Origin of the sequence: Paenibacillus uliginis N3/975 (genome assembly GCF_900177425.1) — a bacterium.
Classification (GTDB): Bacteria; Bacillota; Bacilli; order Paenibacillales; family Paenibacillaceae; genus Paenibacillus_AQ; species Paenibacillus_AQ uliginis.
The window spans coordinates 1,631,125-1,653,024 of record NZ_LT840184.1; the positions used below are offsets into that span (position 1 = coordinate 1,631,125).

General features: G+C 46.0%; 20 protein-coding genes. 15 read left to right on the forward strand and 5 right to left on the reverse strand.

Features of this window, described 5'->3' with window-relative positions; genetic code table 11:
- Nucleotides 1-97: 97 nt before the first annotated feature.
- Nucleotides 98-1,246, reverse strand: a complete 1,149-nt coding sequence (locus B9N86_RS07475) for a THUMP domain-containing class I SAM-dependent RNA methyltransferase (RefSeq protein ID WP_208918455.1) — start codon at nt 1,244-1,246, stop codon at nt 98-100.
- A 172-nt stretch (nt 1,247-1,418) separates the two neighbouring features.
- On the opposite strand from B9N86_RS07475, the gene B9N86_RS07480 reads away from it, so the two are divergent.
- A complete protein-coding gene (locus tag B9N86_RS07480; RefSeq protein ID WP_208920150.1) occupies nt 1,419-2,045 on the forward strand; it encodes an O-methyltransferase in 627 nt (208 codons plus the stop codon).
- Between the two features lie 362 nt (nt 2,046-2,407).
- Here B9N86_RS07480 and B9N86_RS07485 read toward each other — a convergent pair whose 3' ends face one another.
- Nucleotides 2,408-3,607, reverse strand: coding sequence for an acyltransferase family protein (locus B9N86_RS07485; protein ID WP_208918456.1), 1,200 nt, complete (start codon nt 3,605-3,607; stop codon nt 2,408-2,410).
- 179 nt (nt 3,608-3,786) lie between these two features.
- Here B9N86_RS07485 and B9N86_RS07490 point away from each other — a divergent pair, with 179 nt between their 5' ends.
- The 7 genes from B9N86_RS07490 (at nt 3,787) to B9N86_RS07520 (ending at nt 11,558) form a co-directional block, all read left to right on the forward strand.
- On the forward strand, nt 3,787-4,719 hold the full coding sequence (locus B9N86_RS07490; RefSeq protein WP_208918457.1) for an AraC family transcriptional regulator: 933 nt from the start codon (nt 3,787-3,789) through the stop codon (nt 4,717-4,719).
- Between the two features lie 204 nt (nt 4,720-4,923).
- Nucleotides 4,924-6,237, forward strand: coding sequence for an ABC transporter substrate-binding protein (locus B9N86_RS07495; protein ID WP_208918458.1), 1,314 nt, complete (start codon nt 4,924-4,926; stop codon nt 6,235-6,237).
- A 76-nt stretch (nt 6,238-6,313) separates the two neighbouring features.
- The gene (locus tag B9N86_RS07500; protein WP_208918459.1) at nt 6,314-7,267 is read left to right on the forward strand and encodes a carbohydrate ABC transporter permease; all 954 of its coding nucleotides are present in this window, start codon (nt 6,314-6,316) and stop codon (nt 7,265-7,267) included.
- Nucleotide 7,268: 1 nt separating this feature from the next.
- On the forward strand, nt 7,269-8,093 hold the full coding sequence (locus B9N86_RS07505; RefSeq protein WP_208918460.1) for a carbohydrate ABC transporter permease: 825 nt from the start codon (nt 7,269-7,271) through the stop codon (nt 8,091-8,093).
- 16 nt (nt 8,094-8,109) lie between these two features.
- Complete coding sequence (locus tag B9N86_RS07510; protein ID WP_208918461.1) at nt 8,110-9,186, forward strand: Gfo/Idh/MocA family protein; 1,077 nt, start codon at nt 8,110-8,112, stop codon at nt 9,184-9,186.
- Complete coding sequence (locus tag B9N86_RS07515) at nt 9,186-10,046, forward strand: Gfo/Idh/MocA family oxidoreductase (protein WP_208918462.1); 861 nt, start codon at nt 9,186-9,188, stop codon at nt 10,044-10,046. The genes B9N86_RS07510 and B9N86_RS07515 overlap by 1 nt, the downstream gene beginning before the upstream one ends.
- 141 nt (nt 10,047-10,187) lie before the next feature.
- On the forward strand, nt 10,188-11,558 hold the full coding sequence (locus B9N86_RS07520) for an N-acyl-D-glucosamine 2-epimerase (RefSeq protein ID WP_208920151.1): 1,371 nt from the start codon (nt 10,188-10,190) through the stop codon (nt 11,556-11,558).
- Nucleotides 11,559-11,658: 100 nt separating this feature from the next.
- Here the strand turns inward: B9N86_RS07520 and B9N86_RS07525 are convergent, their stop codons facing one another.
- Complete coding sequence (locus tag B9N86_RS07525) at nt 11,659-12,870, reverse strand: MFS transporter (RefSeq protein WP_208918463.1); 1,212 nt, start codon at nt 12,868-12,870, stop codon at nt 11,659-11,661.
- Nucleotides 12,871-13,105: 235 nt separating this feature from the next.
- Between B9N86_RS07525 and hemE the strand changes: the two genes are divergently transcribed.
- The 7 genes from hemE (at nt 13,106) to B9N86_RS07560 (ending at nt 20,110) form a co-directional block, all read left to right on the forward strand.
- Nucleotides 13,106-14,161 (forward strand): uroporphyrinogen decarboxylase, encoded by a 1,056-nt coding sequence (gene hemE / locus B9N86_RS07530; RefSeq protein WP_208918464.1) that lies wholly within the window; start codon nt 13,106-13,108, stop codon nt 14,159-14,161.
- 58 nt (nt 14,162-14,219) lie between these two features.
- Nucleotides 14,220-15,170: a ferrochelatase gene (gene hemH, locus B9N86_RS07535; RefSeq protein WP_208918465.1), complete on the forward strand. Its 951-nt coding sequence runs from the start codon at nt 14,220-14,222 to the stop codon at nt 15,168-15,170.
- Nucleotides 15,171-15,332: 162 nt separating this feature from the next.
- A complete protein-coding gene (locus B9N86_RS07540; protein ID WP_208918466.1) occupies nt 15,333-15,593 on the forward strand; it encodes a hypothetical protein in 261 nt (86 codons plus the stop codon).
- A 255-nt stretch (nt 15,594-15,848) separates the two neighbouring features.
- A complete protein-coding gene (locus tag B9N86_RS07545; protein ID WP_208918467.1) occupies nt 15,849-16,628 on the forward strand; it encodes a glycerophosphodiester phosphodiesterase in 780 nt (259 codons plus the stop codon).
- Between the two features lies 1 nt (nt 16,629).
- On the forward strand, nt 16,630-17,253 hold the full coding sequence (locus B9N86_RS07550; protein WP_208918468.1) for a fumarylacetoacetate hydrolase family protein: 624 nt from the start codon (nt 16,630-16,632) through the stop codon (nt 17,251-17,253).
- Nucleotides 17,254-17,284: 31 nt separating this feature from the next.
- Entirely contained in the window at nt 17,285-18,085 is an 801-nt protein-coding gene (locus tag B9N86_RS07555; protein ID WP_208918469.1) for a DUF92 domain-containing protein, read from the forward strand.
- 75 nt (nt 18,086-18,160) lie between these two features.
- Nucleotides 18,161-20,110, forward strand: a complete 1,950-nt coding sequence (locus tag B9N86_RS07560; protein ID WP_208918470.1) for an ABC-F family ATP-binding cassette domain-containing protein — start codon at nt 18,161-18,163, stop codon at nt 20,108-20,110.
- A gap of 307 nt (nt 20,111-20,417) precedes the next feature.
- On the opposite strand, the gene B9N86_RS07565 is transcribed toward B9N86_RS07560, so the two are convergent.
- Both B9N86_RS07565 and B9N86_RS07570 read right to left on the reverse strand, forming a co-directional pair.
- Nucleotides 20,418-21,452, reverse strand: coding sequence for a M42 family metallopeptidase (locus B9N86_RS07565; RefSeq protein WP_208918471.1), 1,035 nt, complete (start codon nt 21,450-21,452; stop codon nt 20,418-20,420).
- A 69-nt stretch (nt 21,453-21,521) separates the two neighbouring features.
- On the reverse strand, nt 21,522-21,845 hold the full coding sequence (locus B9N86_RS07570; RefSeq protein ID WP_208918472.1) for a LapA family protein: 324 nt from the start codon (nt 21,843-21,845) through the stop codon (nt 21,522-21,524).
- Nucleotides 21,846-21,900: the final 55 nt, after the last annotated feature.

Sequence of the window (21,900 nt, forward strand, 5' to 3'; positions counted from 1 at the left end):
TGAAGCGGCTGTAAAAGCCTTATTTTCATATCTAATGAATACTAAAGAACGAAAGCCGCCTATGCAGGCGGCTGTTGTAACAAGACGATGTTGTTAATTATTCAGCCGGGCGTGGACGAGGTGGAAGCGGGCCGAGATATTGCAGGTACTGACACTCAATCCGTCCGTTGAACAGCTTGCGTCGCTTGTCCGCTTTGCGGCCAAAGTAATGCTCGAATTGCTTTGTCGGACTCAAGGCAAAAAAGGACCATGTCGGAATCCGATTGGCCATTCCGCCAAGCTGCCGGACGAGACGTTCCACTTCTTCCTTCTCGCTCAGGCGTTCACCGTAAGGCGGATTGGTAATGAGACAGCCATAGTCGCCTTCTGGCAACGCTTTGGAAGCGGGAAGCACCCGGAAATCGATGACTCCAGCGAGCCCTGCGCTTTTAGCAGCAGCTTTGGCAACTTCAATAGCTTTTGGATCAATGTCGCTGCCAGCCAGTTCGAGCGGAATGTCGTCTGTGACAGCATCAAAGGCCTCATCCCGCGCATCCGCCCAACGATCGCTGCCAATGATGTCCCAATGCTCTGAAGGGAATGAACGACGCAGGCCTGGAGCGATATTCCATGCCATCATAGCCGCTTCGATCAGAATCGTACCTGAACCGCAGCATGGATCATAGAGCGGACGATGCGGGCCCCAGCGGCTTAATTGGATCAGAGCGGAAGCCATCGTTTCCTTTAGTGGTGCTTCGGTAATGAGCTTGCGGTATCCCCGTTTGTGCAGCGCGGGGCCCGTTGTGTCGAGGGTCAAGATAGCCCGGTCCTTGAGCAAGGATACTTCGATGACATATCGCGCACCATTTTCCGGGAACCATTCTGTATGATGGGAAAGCTTAAGCTTTTCTACAATCGCTTTCTTAACGATACCCTGGCAGGCTGGAACGCTGCTCAGTTGTGACTTGTGCGAACGTCCTTCAACAGGAAATTCGCCATTCGCGGGAATCCAGTCTTCCCAAGGAAGAGCCTTGGTCCCTTCAAATAGTTCGTCAAAGGTGAGCGCGTTAAACTCTCCCATTTTGACAAGAATCCGGTCCGACGTACGAAGCCACAGGTTGCAGCGGCAGATGTCGATTAGATCCCCGGAAAATGTCACTCTTCCGTTCTCCACTTCGGTGTCAGTATATCCGAGTTCTTTCAATTCACGTGCAACTACAGCTTCAAGGCCCATGGGGGCGGTAGCGATTAGTTGTAATCGAGACATTAACAAAGTCAACTCCATTTACGGTGTGTACGGCGCAGAAGCACCGTCGGTTCAATTTATATAGTATATGCGATTGTACAAGGCAAGACAATTATCATATGATAGGATTCGTCAGATTCACATTTTTAGCACGTTATTTTGATATTATTTAAAGGAGGATATCTCTTTGCATATGACACCTGATGATTATGTTAGCCAATTATACCCCGAAGATGAAGAATTGCAGCATGTAAAAGAAGTGATACGGGAGCAAGGTATGCCTGAAGTGTCCGTCGCGCCTGCATATGGCCGTCTACTTACTTTGCTGGTCCAGACATCTGGTGCGAAGGAAGTATTGGAAATAGGCGCTCTGGGCGGCTACAGCGGCATCTGCCTCTGTCGCGGTTTAGGTGAAGGCGGAAGACTGACTTCGCTGGAGTTGAAAGAAGAATATGCTTCACTTGCCGGGTCTCATCTGGAGAAGGCAGGATTCAGGGACAAGACGGAATACCGGATCGGGCCGGCAGCGGATAGCCTGGAGCAGCTCAAATTTGAAGGACGCCGCTTCGATTTCTTCTTTATCGATGCAGATAAAGAGAATTATCCGCTTTATCTCGACTATGCGATCGAGCTTGCCAATCCCGGTGCCATTATTGCAGGGGATAACTGTTTTCTGAGAGGGCGGACGCTGGACAGTGACAAAAACGGACCATCCGTGCAAGCTGTTCGAAGCTTCAATGAAACCATAGCTAATGATGAACGGCTGGTCAGCACGCTTTTGCCTGCTTACGACGGCTTGATTCTGGCGCGGGTGAAGTAAGAGGAGATGGAGCTTGTACTAAGTATGTATGGGCAACAAAATGAATGTTCTTTCACCGCTTAACCACGAGGAAGTTTCACAGGAGAGGTACCGTCGCAAGGTAATTTATTAACAGATACTAGCCTTTAGGCATGGGATGAATCGGAGCAAACAACCTATCTCATCTGGTAACAGGGTGAGAGCAGACTTACCCCTTTAGGGGGAGTGTCAATTAAAGGCTTATGGGCATGACACAAAGCGTCTCATAACAGACAAGACAAAAGGGCATCCCAGGTCAGTGACCTTTGGGACAGCCCTATTTTTTATAAGGTTAGTTGGCAGATTGCTATTGATTTCTCCCTCGAAGCTCCTTAGATCAAATCTCAATCAGCCTCAAATGACTTTTCCGATGGCACGGAACGCCGTATTCCCTTATATTTCTCACCTTTGAACATCCGCTCATTCCATCGTGCCAGCAAGAAAAGTGTCTTAGCATCAACGAATTTATAGAATAAATGCGCAATTGCGAAAATTACCAATAGAGTGATAACGGCTGTAAGCAATACATTGATCCCGTAAGGAAGGAAAGTACTGAATTGCAAAAAGATAAAGCTTCCGAATGAACAAATGATAGTAAAGTGCACGAGATACAGCGAGAAAGACACTTTGCCAAGATAAGCGAAAAGCTTGAGGTTAAACAGAGACTGCATGCGGCTCGAATTCAACAAAGCCGTAATTATCAGGAATGATCCTATGACATGATAGAACACGAAGAAAGAGAAGTTAGCCGATTCCCAGACGAGAACGGAGTATAATGTCCCCTGAGGATTGATGTAAGGAAAGGAACCTGCATAAATACCAGTGAATAACATGAGGACGTTAACCCAGGGACGGTTGATATACGCTAGCCAATCCCCATTGCTGTTCTTTAAATCACTCAGAAGCATGCCGAGTACAAAGCCTAGGTAGTATGAATCGATAAAAAAATAGATAAGGATTGCATATCCCGCAAAACGTATACTGCGTCTGCCTAAAATCAACAAAAAGGCAAAGATTAAAAAGGATCCAAGTAGTTCATAAGTCATGGTCCAGAGTACAGGATTGTACTGTGAGCCGTATGTGAAAAAGGTATTGAACAAGCCCTCCTTTAACATGGTCAGCAGGCCGGTGTTGGCCACAAACGGATCCGGCATGGAAGATAGTGTGATTCCGCGAATGTTATCAAAGGCCCCGAGACCAAATATCACGATCAAATAAGCAAGGATTACGGAGAGGAAGGCAGGTGCGGCCAAGCGAAAGTATCTGCGGGTCGCAGAAGAATAAATAATGTGGTTATCTTTCATTTGGAAAAATTTACAGCTAAGCACATATCCGCTTAAAACAAAAAATAGACAAACTGAAAAATTACCATTAAACACTAGATTGAGGGGTGTACGGGCGGCAATGTTCTCAAATGCGAAATGTTCAATCTCCGTTCTGCCTTCAAAGACAGACGGCGCAAACACTTGAAAAAAATGAGATATGACAACGATACAGGCAGCCAAACCTCTCAAGCCATCCAAATATACGATTTTACTCCTCATGTCAAACAACCCACTCCTGACGTTAATTGGGATTTTGATTAATATCGATTTAAATAGAAAGATAATTCAACAAATGTTTCGTGCAGAAAAGAAAAATTTATGGATAATGTTTATATGCACTCACAGCTTTTGCCGATTGTTATGTAAGCGCTTACTTTAACGAAAAGGGAGGAAATTTAGTGGGTATTCATTGGCAGAAAGTAAATGTTGAAGAATTAACGAGCTCGGGTGTGGTCTATTTTAACTCAAAGATGGAGATGTTGGAAGATTTACCTTGCAAAATGTATAAATTGACTTCTCAGAACAGCTTATGGACGCACTGTCATGATTATTTTCAAATCTGGTATTTGGCTAAAGGATCATTTGTGCATACGGTAAACAGTCAGGTTTACGAAATATCGAAAGGAGATATTTTTGTTATCCCACCGTTCACATTACACAGTGTTGAAATCTTTCCAGATCAGGAAATTGAAATTTATGGGTGTGAATTCATGCCTTCTTTTGTGAATGAAAGATTGGAGGATATGCCTACGGAGCCTGCCTTTTTTGATGTAGTTTTCCTCGAATATTTTTTGCGAAAGGAAAGTAATGCTCAGTCAAAAATTACGCTAGATAGCGTAACCGAGGTTACGGTTAGAAATGTGATGGAGGAAATGCTCACGGAATACAAGAGACGATTTCCATTTTTTCAAATTGCGCTTAAAGCCAATCTGCTTCTGTTACTCTCCATTTTGGTGCGGCAAGTAAATGGTGAGCTTGTTAGGGCAGGCTTCGAGAAATCAGAAAAATACAGAGGAATCATGACGAGAGTTGTTGATTATATCCATAACCACTATCACGAAGATTTGAAACTGAATACGTTATGCTCTTTATCCAATTTATCAAGGTCTACTTTTTGCATCCTGTTCAAGGAATGGACAGGGAAGACATTTAACCGGTACGTGACGGATCTTCGTATCCTTCAGGCGATGATGATATTAAAGCAGCCAGAATTATCTGTAACAGATGTTTGCTTTTCTACCGGATTCAATGAGCTGTCTTATTTTTGCAGAATATTCAAGAAGTATACGGGAATATCACCGACAGATTTTCGAAAGCAAGCGATGAAATAGGCTGATAAGAACATACGATAATCCTATTTTTGAACACGATAGTGAAATGAAATGGAATTTTTAAGTGCTAATATTATGAATAATTATTGCAACACACAAAAAAATAGCCGGTTGTTGAATCATCTAACGCTCGGGGGAGGGGAGATTTAACACAGCAAAGTAGATACTGCGAATATTAAATCATCGTTTAGAGGGGGAAGAGGAATGAAAAGAAAGTCGTTGATCTGGAGTCTCGTTATTTTGTTCACGATCATATCAGGATGCTCAGGAGGGGGAACTCAAAAAACGGGTGGTGATACGGGTGAAAAGGCCGGGACATCGGGCAACGAATTTCCCAAGGAAGCAGTAGAGCTCAGCTTTTGGTACGGATGGACAGGGCCAGAAGCCGAGGCATTGGAAAAATTGATTGCCAAGTGGAATGCAGCCAATCCGGACATCAAGGTTAAAGGATTGTCCCAAAGTGATTATCAGAAACAGCTTACCGCGATCACTGGAGGAAACCCGCCGGATATCGCCTCTCAGTTTGGGCAAGATGTTGTTCCTTGGGGACTGCGCGGTGCGATGATGCCGCTGGATGATTTTATAGCAAAGGATGGCGTGGACCTTAAAGACTTTGTACCTGCGGCATTGAGTACTTCACAGCATGAAGGCAAGACATACGCTATTCCGACTGCGATGCACGTAACAATGTTGTTTTATAACAAAGATATTTTGAAAGAGGCAGGTTATGACGGTCCTCCGGAAACGATTAGCGAATTGAAAGAATACATCAAAAAATTGAGCATCGTCGAGGGTGAAGGGCGTCTTCAGAGATTGGGATTATGGCCGGGAATGGATACATACACCTTCTCTTACGCTTTTAATGGATCGTTCTATGATGAAGCGGCCAAGCAGGTGACACCTGACCACGAAGGCGTAAAGTCTGCCATTAAGCTCTCAAAGGAAATATGGGATCAATATGGTTCTGAGAACCTTGACCGGTTCTCATCCGGACTTGGACAATATATGTCTGCCCAGAATCCGTTCTTCTCAGGCAAGTATGCGATGACGATTGACGGAGAATGGCTGCCAACCTTCATTAAACAGTTTGCCCCTAATCTGAATTATGGCATTGCGCCAATTCCTTACGATGAAAATAATCCTGATCTTAAAAACTCGGGGAATGTGACAACAAGCGTATTTTATATTCCGAAAGGCGTTAAAAATCCGGATGCTTCTTGGAAGTTTCTAAAATGGATTACAGAGGCGGAACAAATGGCGGAATTCACAGCTGCGATCGGTAACCTTCCGACCCGGACATCCGCATTTTCCAATCCACTCTATGCTGATGTGCCTGGATTCAAGGAGTTCCTAGATTACTCTGAAAGCAAGAACCTGAAGTCCTTTCCGGCTACCTCCTTCTCGAACGAGTATATGACGGAATTCACCGCACAATATGACGCCATTTTAAGAGGGAAGGCTAGTATCGAGGAAGGGTTAAACAAAGTGAAGGAAAAGATTCAGCCGTTGGTAAAATGATGTTTGATAAAATCGGCTCTGTCCAATATTGGGCGGGGCCGAGACCACTACAATGAACGGAAGGAGAATCGCGAAGATGAGAGTCTCCACACCAGTTAATCAACAAAGAACGAAATCGGGTTGGTCGAGGAAGGAACGTCATTATTTTTTCCTCGGCCTGGCATTCGCTTCTCCCTGGATTATCGGCTTTCTGGCTTTTACCGTTTATCCTTTCTTCGGATCACTCTACTTGAGTATGACGGAATATGATTTATTCAGTTCCCCTAAGTGGGTAGGGTTTCAAAATTACGAGGGAATATTAGCGGATGACCGCTTCTACAAATCGCTTGGCAATACATTATTTATGGCGTTTATATCCGTGCCTATCACACTGTCGATTTCTCTTCTGATCGCTGTACTGCTTAACTTCAAAGTAAAAGGGATTAACTATTACCGGACCATTTTCTACCTTCCGTCGGTTATTCCGATTGTTGCAAGCGCTTTATTGTGGACATGGATGCTTAACCCGGACTTCGGCTTGATCAACATGGTATTGCGCACACTTGGTCTCCCTGATCCGGCGTGGTTGCTTGATCCGCGTTATACAAAACCTTCACTCATCTTAATGAGTTTATGGGGCTCTGGCGCAGGTGCTTTAATTTTTTTGGCTGCCTTACAGGGAGTTCCAAAGCAATATTATGAAGCGGCCCAAGTTGACGGAGCGAATTGGTGGTACAGGTTCTGGAAAATTACAATACCGGCATTGTCGCCGATCATCCTTTTTCAACTTATCATGGGGCTTATCGGAGCGTTTCAAATCTTTACGGAATCGTATATTTTGGCAGGCGGAAAGGTTGGCGGAGGTAATTCATTAGGCGGGCCGGAACAATCACTACTGTTCTATGCAGTCAATCTATATCAGGAGGCATTTGTCTTTCTGAAGATGGGCTACGCTTCAGCACTTGCCTGGATTCTGTTTATTATCGTATTGCTGATTACATTCATTTTATTAAAAACTTCAGGCCGCTGGGTCTACTACGGAGGTGAGTAACATGGCTGTCAGGTTGCGAGTTATTCTACCGCATTGTGTGCTTATTCTATTCTCCGTCATCTTCCTGTTTCCATTCATGTGGTTGGTTATGACCTCGCTTAAGACGCCGGAAGAGATACTTAAGTTTCCACCGAGTATTTTGCCGGAGACATTTCAGTGGTCCAACTATAAAGCAGCATTTGAGGCAATTCCTTTCACACGATATATGATGAACACGTTTCTGATCTGCATCATTAATATTATCGGTCAGCTGTTTGCAGCTCCACTAGTAGCCTATTCGATATCCAGAATACCATGGAAAGGTCGGAAAATTATATTTACGATCGTTGTAGCGACCATGATTTTGCCGGCCCAAGTGCAAATGATTCCGCAATACATTATCTTTACGAAACTGGGTTGGGTAAACACGATTATGCCGCTTACCATCGGAGCTTTTTTTGGAGCGCCGTTCTTCATCTTTCTGCTTCGCCAATTTTTGCTGGGGGTACCGATGGAATTGTCAGAGGCTGCAAAGATTGACGGGGCTTCTGAGATTCGGATTTATCTGAAAATAATTTTGCCGATTTTGAAACCGGCACTGGCAACCGTTGTACTGTTTTCTTTCGTATGGTCTTACGTGGATTTCATGGGACCGCTTATTTATTTGAACGATTCTGTGAAATGGACGATAACTGTCGGTCTGCAAAGTTTCCAGCAGGATCACGGGGCTCAGTGGGAGAAACTTATGGCTGCTTCTACAATCATGGCGATACCTATGATCCTAATCTATTTCTTCGGACAAAAATATTTCATGAAATCCGGATCAGCGTTAACCGGATTCAAATAATTGGAGGGACACATTGATGAGTAAAACAATAATAGCGATCATAGGATGCGGCACCATTGCTAACAATGCTCATATTCCAGCCTATCTTGCCAATCCAGATGCTGAGATTAAGTATTTTTGCGATATACGTAAGGATCGGGCAGAGAAGGCGGTAGATCAATATGGCTGTGGTGCGGCAATTGAGGATTACCGCTTGATTTTGGATGACCTTGATGTTGATGCAGTTTCCATATGTACCCCGAACAATTGCCATGCTTCGATCGCTATTGATTGTTTGCGGGCAGGGAAGCATGTGCTTTGTGAAAAGCCGGCTGCCAGAACGTATGAGGAAGCTCTTGAGATGCAGAAAGTCCAACACGCAACCGGGAAAATTTTGAATATCGGCGTCGTAAACCGTTTTAATACTGGCGTTAATATCATTAAAAAGATGATTGAAGATGGGGAACTGGGAGAGTTGTATCATGTATATGTAAGCTTTCGTGCCCATCGCTCTATTCCGGGGCTGGGTGGGGACTTCACTACGAAAGCAGTCGCGGGAGGAGGAGCACTCATTGACTGGGGGGTTCACTTCCTTGATCTCGTGATGTATTGCGCAGGTGATCCGGATCCCACAACAGTTTCAGGACAGACCTACTCCAAATTGGGTAAGGATATAGAAAATTACACATATCTCAACATGTGGGCGGGACCACCGGATAGTACCGGTACTTATGATGTTGATGATTACGTAACCGCATTGATTCGAACCGCTGGGCCTTCTATAACGGTAAACGGGGCTTGGGCACAAAATATTGGAGTTGAAGAAATGTACATCGACTTCCTGGGTGATAAAGCGGGAATCCGGCTACAATATGGGGCTGAATTTACCATTTATAGCGCAAAACATGGCGCTTTGCTGGATAGTACGCCTAAATTTACACAGACTAATCACTTTCAGAACGAGATTGACGGATTCCTCGCCTGTATTAAGTCGGGGGAGAAGTTACCGTCGCATATCGATACCGTTATTTTAACATCGAAGATTATCCAGGCAATCTATCGCTCCTCCGAGCAAGGTGAAGAAGTCTCGTTCATAAAGCAAGGAGTGATGTAATGAAAAAAATTGGATTTATCGATTATTATTTGGACGAATGGCATGCAAATAAGTATCCGGAATGGATCCAGAGCGAATCTGGCGGGGAAATGCAGGTCGCATACGCTTACGGCGTGAAGGATGCAGAGAATGGGTTAAGTAATGCAGAGTGGTGCAGAAGGAATAACGTCAAGTTGATGAATACCATTGAAGAAGTTGTGAACGAGAGTGATTATTTGATCGTACTGTCTCCTGATCACCCGGAACAGCATGAAGCACTCGCTCAGCTGCCGCTGCAATCGGGAAAACCGACTTACATGGATAAGACTTTTGCCCCCGATCGGAAGGCGGCGATCCGCTTGTTTGAGCTTGCAGCACAGCACGGTACACCGCTGTATTCATCATCAGCCTTACGGTTCGCAGCGGAGTATGTCAATGTTGAGCGCAGCGGTATGAAAGTCATTTCCAGTTGGGGACCTGGAGCCTTTGAGAACTACTCCATACATCAAATTGAACCCATCGTTTCTATGCTGGGGCCAGATGCGAAACGAGTCATGTATATCGGAACAGACACGACTCCGGCATTGCTCATCGAATTCACCGATGGCAGACAGGCGATCATTCATCATCTTGGTGAAGATTGTCCTTTCACCATGGCGGTAAATTATCAATCTGGCAGCTGTAAAATATTGAAACCAGAATCGGATTTTTTCAAATTGTTTATTCAAGATCTGGTAGCCTTTTTTAGTACCGGGCACATCAATGTGCCTAGTACCCAAACGATATCCATTATTACGATTATAGAGTACGGCTTGAAAGCGGCTGCCTGTCCTTATCAATGGATAGAACTACCCGAGAGACTTGTGAAGGTTTTCAATTAAACCATGCTTATATGAAAAGGGGGATTACTAGTGTACAACTCTCGTAAGTTCCGCTTCACTCGCGAGTTAGGAATATGCTTGCTAGTCATTTGCTTCCTTTTTACGTTGCTTCCTATAACCGATGCACACGCCGATAATTCAATTCAAGGCAAACATAAGGAAGCAGAGCTGTATGGTCCTACGATTCAGTTCGATCCCAGTTTCTCATATTATCAAAATCGCTCAGCAGAAAGCATCGCCGATGAGTTTTTACAAAATGGGTACACTACCGTGCGGTATTTTGTCGTGAATGAGAACAACGTTAACCGTGAACTTGTAGAGACGCTTAAAAGTCGGGGATTATCCGTCTGGGCACTTGTCTTAGGTAACGGCTCATACTCCGTTGAGGGCTTCCCTTCGGATTGGCCGACCTGGCAGATGGAGTTGTTGACTCCCGTCAATGACGGTTACTACCGCTTCTCACCTCACAGTGCGAGCTATGTGGAATGGAAGAAAAATAAGCTTGCTGATCTCGTAAGAAATATTCCTTTTGATGGTATTGAAGTTGCGGAGCCTTATTTCCCGGAATGGGAAGGTATCAATCGAGGGGTTTATGGTGACGTCGGACCGCTAGCTAGAGCGGCATTTCAACAGCAGTATGGTCTTTCCTCCATTCCGAATTTTACAGATCCAAGTCATCCTGATTATTATTTGACGAACAGAGAGCTTTATGGGAAATGGATAGAGTTTAGAGTAGATACGGTGAATGGTTTTCTTAATGAACTGATTAACGGCAAGGGTGGTGTCCGGGACACCAGGAAGGATATACGCGTTGCCACTTGGTCGCTTGCTATAGATGCAGGAGACGACTCCGTTGATAAGTTGCGGGAAATTCAAGGTCTCGATGCAGCAGAAATGATCTCAACTGTCCGTCCTGATGTTCACTTCTTGCAGACCCATTGGCCTGACTGGATGAAATCACAAGAAGCGTTGCCGCCGACGTATATTAACCAGTATCAAAATTTTGTCGATCAAATTCGTGCCGTTCATCCGGATATCCCGCTCGGTGTGCAAGCCGATATTGGCTCAGGACTATGGATGGTTAAAGATCGTAATTGGTACAACTCGTTAGGCCAAGTGGCGCTGGATATGGGTTTTAAAACTTGGACTGCTTACGAATATCATCTTGGAAAATATATGTATGAAGAAGCACCTAAGCCGGTCGCGATCGCTCGTCCGCATCACGATCAAGTGATCATTTCCTTTCAAAAACGGATTGACGAGTCTTCCGCTAAGCTTCCCGGCAGTTTAATCATCATGACGGAGGCAGGCGAGATTCCAATCGCACCCGAACACATAACTGTTGACGGTAATATGCTAATTATCCAATCCAATCAGCTGCCGAAAAAGGAGTTTCGCTTACGAATTCAACATGTAACCGATACACCATCCTATTGGCTGTATAACAAAGAACAGACTGCTAATGTGATTATAGAGGGCACTGTTATTCAGGTGAATAAGAAGAAAAAATAAAGATGACGAGTCCCACATGAAACGATAAAACCCAGGATACAACTGGTTCCTGTACTGTGCAGGAATCAGAATTGTATTCTGGGTTTTTAGCAGTTAGGGATCACCTGAAATGGGGTGCCGGCTTGTTAGCGTACAGCTTCAGTCTGACCCAGATCATATTAATGATGAGCAGACTTCCTGATATGAGGAACAGTCCTTCAATACCGATAAACCCGGATAAAAACCCACCGATGATGGCTCCGAGCATGTTGCCGAGGGCGAGTGCACTGGTGTTGAAGCCAAATGCCCGGCTCTCCATGCCGTCCGGAGTGTACGATCGGATGAGCGCATTTACGCTCGGAAGCAGACCACCCATAAACACACCCATCATAAAACGGACGATAATCAGTTGCCATACTGATTGTACGAACGCTTGCGGTATCAGTGTAAGCCCGGTTCCGATCAAAGCGTAGGTCAAGATGCGGTTAGCTCCGACCTTGTCACTTAATCTGCCGAGTATCGGGGAGGCGATCATATTGGATAATCCGGTCACCGCAATGACGAAACCGGCCCACAGTGCAATGTCTACGGATGAGCCATGCAGCTTCTGCACGTATAGCGGCAGCAAGGACATCGGGCTAATCATCGCGAACTGTAGCAGAAATGTAACGGCAAACAGTGCAGGCAGTTGGGGTGTATGGCTGAGCTCCTTCAAGCCGGCAATAACCGAAACCTGTGGAACCGCCAGCGCCTCTTCGCGGTTAAAATTCTCCTTAACGAGAAACAATGCAAGCAGGGAAGCTGCAAAAATGAGAACGCCTGTAATGTAAAATATCGGACGGAATCCAATCCAATTCGCCATTAATCCACCGATTAACGGGCCGAGAATTGTACCAGCCACCTGACCGGATTGCATGATACCCATCGCAAAGCCCATTCGGTTCTTCGGTGTGGTTCCAGATACGAGTGAAATCGCTGCCGGGTTGAAACCGGAAATGGTACCGTTTAGCAGACGAAGCACAAGAAGATGCCATGGATGTGTGGCGAACCCCATACACGCAATGACGAGTGCCATACCAAAGCCAGAACGGAGCAGCATCAGTTTACGGCCATATTTATCCGCAACTTTTCCCCAGATAGGCTGGAATATAAATGAGGTTAAGAAGTTGGCAGCGAATATTAGACCAGCCCATACTCCAATTTCATGCTCCCCAACGACATTCAAATCTTGTGCTAGATATAAAGTCAGGAATGGAGTGATCATAGTCATTCCCGCATTGACGAGAAATTGTCCGAACCAAAGCACAATGAGGTTCACTTTCCATGTTTTCAATGTGCTCTTCACTTCCTTTCTAAGCTGTCCAATCCGGAATAACCAGGATCATTTGACTCTCGAAAAAATGCCGTTCTTTCAGTATAACATATTTTGTATTTTCCTGATGGCTACTATGTCATAGTATTGTCATCTGATGTTCATATGAAGATTCGGAGAGACGGTTGTTACTTACTTTTAAAAAGGGCATAATGTAATTTAGGAAACTTTTTATTACATTAATGGGGGCCTAATCATGACTTACAATGATCAGTTTATTCGAGCCTGCCGGAAGCAGGAAGTAGATCATATTCCCGTATGGTATATGCGGCAGGCAGGCCGCTACGATCCGGAATATCGCAAGATCAAGGAAAAGTATTCACTCCTCGAAATTTGCAAACAACCTGAGCTGGCCGCAGAGGTGACGCTAATGCCGGTTCGTAAGCTCGGTGTGGATGCTGCTATTCTTTATTCGGATATTATGAACCCAGTGGCATCGATCGGTGTGGACTTTGATATAGTGAAAGATATCGGGCCCGTTATCGATAATCCGATTCGGAGTGCCGCCGATGTGGAAAAGCTTAAGCCAATTGATGTAGAGGGTGATCTCGGCCATGTGCTGGAAACGATTCGCATCCTTGATAAAGAGCTGAAAGTTCCGCTGATTACATTCGCCGGTGCCCCATTTACCATTGCCAGCTATCTGATTGAAGGTCGTCCATCCAAAAATTACATACGCACCAAAGAGATGATGTATAGTGAGCCGAAGGTATGGTTTTCTCTGATGGACAAGCTAGGTGATATGGTTATTGCTTACTTGCGGGCTCATGTTGCTAACGGAGGCAAGGCGTTTCAGCTGTTCGACAGCTGGGTAGGCGCTCTATCTCCACGTGACTTCCAGACGTACGTGCTTCCAACCGTTACCCGTATTTTTGCCGAACTTGAGGATTTGAATGTACCTAAAATATATTTCCCTGGTGTCAGCTCAGGAGAACTGCTACCAACCTTATCCGGACTAAAAGCAGAAGTCATTGGTCTGGATTGGAGAGTATCGATTACTGAAGGGCGGAAGCGCTTAAATGGACAATTTGCGGTGCAGGGAAATTTGGATCCAACCGTATTGACCGCTCCTATGGAAGTCATCAAACAGTATGCTAAGGATATTGTTGATCAGGGCATCCTTGAACCGGGATATATCTTCAATCTGGGTCACGGGCTGTTCCCTGAGGCATCTCTGGAAAAGCTTCGCGAATTGACAGCATATATCCACGAATATTCTGCAGAAGCAATTGAAGCAGGCGCCCGTCAATAGTCCATAATACGGGTAAATGAATAGATAGAATACTCTAAATAGCCCAGAGGTGAATTGGATGAGTAACAAAATTGGCGTATTGGTTATGTCCTATGGAACACCGGAAAGTATGGAAGGAATAGAGGCTTATTACACGCATATCCGCCGTGGCAACAAACCTTCCGATGAGCAGTTGAAAGAACTAACAGACCGGTATGAGGCTATCGTGGGCGGCGTATTTCCGCTGCGTGAAAATACCGACCGGCAGGTTCGGACGCTTCAGGATACACTTAACCGAGATGAACGCGCACAGAATGTAGAGTTTGTATGCTATCAAGGGTTGAAGCATGCGGCTCCGTTTATTGAAGACGGAGTGGAGCAAATGGTGAAAGACGGCATTAAGCAGGCAATCGGTATCGTTCTTGCTCCTCACTATTCTGTGATGAGTGTCGGTACTTATGTGAAGCGTGCACAGGCTAAAGCAGAGGAAGCGGGGCTTCAGATTTCCTTTGTTGAAAGCTATCATATGCATCCTCTACTGATTGAGGCCCTTGCAAAGCGGGTAAGCGCCAAACTCGATCTGTTCGAGGAAGCCGGCGCTTTTCGTGAAAGTGTGCGTGTATTGTTCAGTGCGCACAGCTTGCCGGAACGGATCTTGTCTATGGGTGACCCATATCAGGATCAACTGTTAGAAACGTCAAAGGCCGTGGCCGAACAAGCTAAGGTTGGACAGTGGCAGTTCACTTGGCAGAGTGCTGGCCGTACACATGAACCGTGGCTCGGTCCAGATATTTTGGAGACGCTGCAGGATCTTAAACGAGAGCAGGTGGAGGATGTGCTTGTCGCTCCTATCGGCTTTGTGTCCGACCATCTGGAGGTACTTTACGATCTGGACATCGAAGCAAAGGCTATTGCGAAAGAAATGGATATGCGTCTTGAACGTATCGATTCCTTAAACAGCGACCCTCTTTATATGGAAACATTAAGCGACTGTGTCATTACAAGCTGGAAACAGGGAATCGGCCAATAAATCCGCATACACCCCAAGATAACTGGAGCCAAGCTCTAATCTGGTCATTAACATAAAGTTAACCTACCCTCCGGCAAGCCGGGGGGTTCTATTTTTTCTACAGATCTTGGTATAATGAAGGGAGTTCATGGAAAGCCGCATAGAGAGAAAAAGGGGTGAATTATGTACCCATCACGTACAGAGATACAAAAAGCCAAGCAGCAGGCCCGTAAGAACCACCAGCTGCGGGTTTGGACTGTTATTAATTTAGTCCTTATGATTGTGATCGCTACTGTGCTTACTTATTATTTTGTATTCAAGGAGGAGGAGCAGACCGGAACAGAACTCTCATTCTATTATCCGGCCATGCCAGACTCTCCAGAAGTGCAGCAAGCATTCGCCCCAGGGCCTTTGCTTATGCCGATAAACAATATTCGTTTATAAAAGGCTTAGGATCTGAAATTCTTTTTTGCCGGGGATACATCATTTTCCAGACAAGATTGATGAGTTTTTGAAGCCAATGGCAAATATTATCCGTATAAATATTTGGGCAAAACAGTTAATGAGGACGAATTCCTTCTGAACATCTTCGTAATTAAATGTAGAATCGCTTAAGCGGCGGTGTCCGGGTGCTGGAAAGCAGCAAGGTACGTTGCAGACTCGACACGCACCATAAAGAGACACATAGGAGGTCTTGCCATGAACAATTTATGCGTGGCTCACCGTGGATTTTCAGCCAAAGCGCCTGAAAATACGCATGCAGCCATTAAAATGGCGATGAATGAGCCTTTTGTAAACTGGATGGAAATTGATGTGCAGCTGACGCGTGACGGCGTTCCTATTGTTATTCATGATTACAGCGTTGACCGGACGACAAGCGGCAAGGGTAAGGTAAAGGATCTTACTTGGCAGGAAATACGCCGGATGGATGCTGGTGTCTGGAAAGGACGGGAGTTTCAAGGTGAACAAGTCCCTTCACTGGACGAAGTGTTACAGCTTGTCAAAGGCCGATTAAAGCTGAATATTGAGCTGAAGACCAGCGGGGATATGTATCCCGGGTTGGAAGAAGCTGTACTGGATCGGATTCATGCCCATGGAATGATATCGGAAATCGTTCTGACATCCTTTGAACCGAAGTCGCTTCTTCGAGCTAAGAAAATAGACCCTGAAGTACAGGTTGGTCTCATCATTGATGCACACCCACGTGATCTGTTGTCTCGACTAAAAAAAATAGGCTGTTCTTTTCTGTCCATAGGTTACTCTCATCTGGACGCGGCTTTTGCTGATGAATTGATCAGAAACGGAATTACGCCGATGGCTTGGACTGTGGACGATAAACGTAGCATGGCCTCCTTGGCCAAGATGAGCCCTGAAATTATGATATGTACCAATCGGCCTGATACGTGGGGTCAACTTTTTTTGAATAAGATTGCACCGCGGATTCCGTTTTGGCGCAGAAAATGGAGAGGGTGGTTTTAGAATGTGTGCTTTAGTAAACAACGTCTATTGCGTCGGCCGTAATTACCGGCTTCACGCTGCAGAATTAGGTAATGCGGTACCGGATGAGCCTATGATATTTCTAAAGCCATCTCATGCGGTTGTTCTGCTAGACGGTAGCCGCCTGGCGATGCCGCAAGGACGCGGGATTGTCCATTTTGAAGGAGAGCTTGTTATTCAGGCAGCTAAGGATTATACCCCTGGCATGAAGGTGGACGAGTTGGTTGAGGTAATGGCACTTGGTATCGATTTTACGCTGAGAGACGTGCAGTCCGTCATTAAAGAAAAGGGACAACCTTGGACAGCGGCTAAAGGATTTAAGAATTCGGCACCTCTGACCCCGTATATTACTTTCCCGGGAAATGATCAATTACTACAAACAGAATTTACGGTCTTGAAGAACGGAGAAGAGGTACAGCGTGGAAATGCAGGAGATATGATCTTCTCTCTTCAGAACATTATTGATTACATTGGGCATCATTACGGACTTGGTAAAGGAGATTTGATCTTTACAGGGACACCTGCCGGAGTGGGACCTGCGGAAAGCGGAGATGTGTTTGAGCTGATCTGGGGCGATGTGCGTCTTGGACGCTGCGAGATTGAATAGAGATTTCGCAAAAATGTAAGGGGGTTAAGCATTGAACTGGCTGATTGGTGCCATGGGTGCACTGATAGTAGCAGGTGCAGCATACTTGAAAAAATCGTTGTCATTATCAGGAGCGGCAGCAGCCGTTATGATGGGCACGGTTTATTATGGAGCAGGGAACCTGTTTTGGTTCGGAACCCTGCTTCTTTTTTTCATGACGTCTACACTGCTATCGAAATATCATCAAGGAAGCAAGCAAGATTTAGAGAAGTCTTATGCCAAGACCGGCAAGCGTGATGCTGGACAGGTATTTGCCAACGGAGGCATTGGCATGGTTCTGTGTCTCCTTCACTTTATGTATCCTCATGAAGCGTGGAAGTTTTTGTTTATAGGGGTAATGGCTGCGGTGACAGCTGATACATGGGCTACAGAAATCGGGAGTTTGAGCCGCAGACCGCCGAGATCGATCCTGAACGGCAAATCTCTGCCGCCTGGAACGTCCGGTGGTGTCTCATGGCTAGGTTCAACAGCCGCAGCCCTTGGGGGAGCCGTAATAGGAGCAGGAGCATGGCTGTTTGGTATATGGTCTGGTTTAGAGCCAGATCTGCTTACATATGCAACAGCTGGTCTTATTGGCGGATTAGTGGGAGCTTTTACCGATTCATGGATGGGGGCAACCGTACAGAAAATGTATCGCTGTACCATTTGCGGCAAGGATGTGGAGGTTCATCAGCATTGCGGTCAGCCTACGGAGCGTTCCGGCGGATGGGACTGGATGACAAACGACGCAGTGAACCTGATCAGCTCGCTTATTGGGGGATTTGCCGCTTGGGTGGCAGCAGCATTCTTGTAAGAGCAGCGTGTTTCGACAGCAGACCTCTGCCATGATATGATGAGGTAAATTCATAAATAAGTAGGGAATAAATCGATGAATATCATGACTGTTGAACAACTGACCAAAAGCTATGGTGATAAAATATTGTTTCAGAATGCGTCCTTCGGAATGGAGGATCAAGATAAAATCGGTGTTATTGGAGTGAACGGAACAGGGAAATCTACGTTCCTGCGGATTATAGCTGGCCTAGAGCCGGCTGATTCCGGCAAAATTGCTGTAGGCAACCGGATCAAGATTCAGTATATGGCCCAAAATCCGGATTTTGATCCGGATAATACCGTGCTGCAGCAGGTGTTCGCAGGTGATCTTCCAGAGATGAAGCTCGTTCGTGATTACACGGAAACGATGGAGCTACTGGAGATCAATCCCGATCACACCGAGCTGCAGGAGAAACTGCTGAAGCTGAACCAGAGTATGGACGCCTTGCAAGCATGGCAGCTGGAGAGTGACGCCAAGACGATTCTTTCCAAGCTGGGCGTTCGCCATTACGATGCCAAGATGGGTACGCTATCCGGTGGGCAGCGGAAACGGGTGGCGCTTGCAGCCGCTTTGATCCAACCATCCGATTTGCTTATTCTGGACGAGCCGACTAACCATATTGATAATGAATCGGTGGCTTGGCTGGAGCAGTATTTACAAAAACGGCGCGGCGCGCTGCTCATGATTACCCATGATCGTTATTTTCTTGACCGCGTAGCCAACGTTATGCTGGAATTGGATCATGGGCGTCTGTTCCGTTATGAAGCGAACTACAGCAAATTTCTGGAGTTAAAGGCCGATCGAGAGGAGCGGGAAGCTGCTGCAGAACAGAAACGGCAAAACCTGTTCCGAAATGAACTTGCCTGGATGCGGAGAGGGGCCAAAGCCCGGACGACCAAGCAGAAGGCAAGAATTGATCGTTTTGAAAGCTTGAAGGAGCAGGAACTTATTCATTCGACCGGAGAAATTGATGTTTCTGTGGCTTCCACGCGGCTTGGGCGTAAAATTTTAGAGATTGAGCATCTCACTAAGCGTGTAGGTGACAAAGTTCTTATTGAGAACCTTTCCTATATTGCAGTTCCTGAAGATCGGATTGGCATTGTGGGGCCGAACGGGAGCGGGAAGTCTACGTTGCTGAACCTCATTTCGGGCAGTCTGCAGGCTGATGGCGGGGAGGTTATTACGGGCCCGACTGTTAAACTTGGTTATTTCACACAGGAACATCAAGAGATGGATGGTAGCCTGCGTGTTATTGAATATATTAAGGAAGAAGCGGAAGTGGTGCGGACGGCCGAAGGTGCTTCCATCACAGCAGCGCAGATGCTGGAACGGTTTTTGTTTCTGCCGGCAATGCAGTGGACGCCTATCGCTAAGCTGTCCGGTGGGGAGAAGCGGAGGCTGTATTTGCTGCGGGTGCTGATGAGCGCACCGAATGTGCTGCTACTGGATGAACCGACTAATGATCTGGATATCCAAACCCTGTCCGTGTTGGAACAGTATCTCGATGATTTTCCAGGAGTAGTTATCGTTGTATCCCATGACAGATTCTTTCTTGACCGGACCGTAGACAAGATTATGGCATTTGAAGGAGAGGGGCAGGTTCGCGTTCATGTGGGCTCTTACAGCGAGTATGCCGAGTGGATGTCCCGTAACGCCAGTGGATCGTCGTCATCCTCCCGAAAGAGTGATCCTTCGTCCGGAGCAGGAAGCAAGGGTCAGACGAATCCAGCCTCTGCAATAACAGCCAAAGAAACGCCGCGGGAGAAGCTCAAGTTCAGTTACAACGAGCAGCGGGAGTTTGAACAGATTGATGAGTTGATTGAGGCTGCTGAGGCTAAGATGGTACAAATTCAATCCGATATGGAGACCGCTGCAAGTGATGCGTCACGTCTACAGGAATTGATGAACGCTTTGCAAGCCAGTGAAGCGGAGTTGGAACGTTTAATGGACCGCTGGACTTATCTTAATGAGTTGGCTGAAAAAATTGAACAGAGCAAAGGCTAGATGGGTTGTGCTGGTTAGATAGCCTTTATATCATGGAATATACAGCAGGGGCTGTCCGAATTAAAGGTCATAGACCTATTTCGGACAGCCCCTCTTTGTGCTGCTTGGTTCAGTATAAGAGGTTGTTCAAAAAGTCCGCTTTTGATCACGAAGTGGATCAGGAAGTGGGTTCGGCATCGAATCTTGAATTCAGCCGGTCCTTCCGGTGCTCACGTACCCAAAACGTACGCTCCGCTCCTCAGTCCCTAGCTTCATCCAACCTTCTCGGTGCTGAAAACCGACCTTTTTGAACACGTACTATAAGATATTATTTCACATAAGCTGCAAGCAATTTAGTCGTATTCAAAACGGCCTGTTTATGTGTTCTTTCCATTGCATGGGAGGCATGAACACCGGGACCAATAAGTGCAGCCCGGATGTTGCTTCCTGCAGACAGAGCTGCAGAAGCGTCAGATCCATAATGTGGATAAATATCGACCGCATACGGAATTCCCTCGGCCTCTGCAAGCTGAATGAGACGGCCTGTCATATCATAATCATATGGACCTGAAGAATCCTTGGCACAGATCGATACGTCGGTTTCTTTACAACTCAGGTCGTCACCGATGCAGCCCATATCAACAGCGATGAATTCTTTAATATCAGAAGGGATGTATGCCGTTCCATGTCCGACTTCCTCATAGTTGGAGATGAGTACTTTTACATTACAGCGTGGTTTCCAGTCTTCACGTTTCATGGACTCAAGCAGTCCGAACAGAGCAGCTACACTGGCTTTATCATCAAGATGGCGTGACTTGATATACCCACTCGGTGTAATGACAGCTCGGGAATCAAAGGATACAAAATCACCGACAGAAATGCCAAGTTTTTTGACATCTTCCGCATTTTCAACAACCTCATCAATGCGGACTTCCATATGACTTTCTTGACGCTCAAAAGTCCGGGCATCGTCATATACGTGAACGGATGGCTGGGTGGACAGAATTGTACCGGTGTAAGTTTTTCCGCTGCGTGTATGGATAACACAGTATTCATTTTCAATGCTGTTCATCATGAAGCCGCCGACTTTTGTCAGCCGCAATGTTCCTTCGGATTTAATCGCACGGACCATGGCGCCGAGCGTATCCACATGACCGCTAAGACCAATGGTATGGGTTTCGTCCTGCCCCGGAACGGAGAGGATGGCTCCGCCTTTTTCATTACGGGTCAAAGATACTCCCAAATTTGTAGCTTCTTGTTCAATTCGTTTCATGATATGTCCGGTAAAGCCTGTAGGGCTTGGCGTTTCCAGTAAATCTTTGAGCAGAGATAGAATATAGCTTTCATTAGGTTGTATAGACACGATAAAGCGCTCCTAACTTGATTGAATTAATATGACTCGGCTGAACAGGATGGATGATTCATCGCCGTACTATTGGGGGATGTTTTCCTGGTCCTGAGATGCTGTTTCAGCCTCTTCCGTGAGATCCGGCGTGTAGCCTGTTACTTCTTGAATATGTATAAGCTGTCCTGCAAGGGATTTAATCTCCTTTTGCATCTGGTACTGACGGTATATTCCGTATGAGCCGACAATTATGCCACCAATCAGCGTACAGCCGATAATCAGCAGGATAAGAGGGACGTGAACCATTCCGAATAATAGGTTTACATCCACGGGGTCGACGTTGATGACGGCGAACACCGCAGTAAGCAGTGCGAACAGGAGTCCTGCAATAAGTGACCATTGCATTTTCATCTGGACACCTCCTTTCATCACAGTATAAAATCCCTTGCCGCAGGGGGCAAGGGAT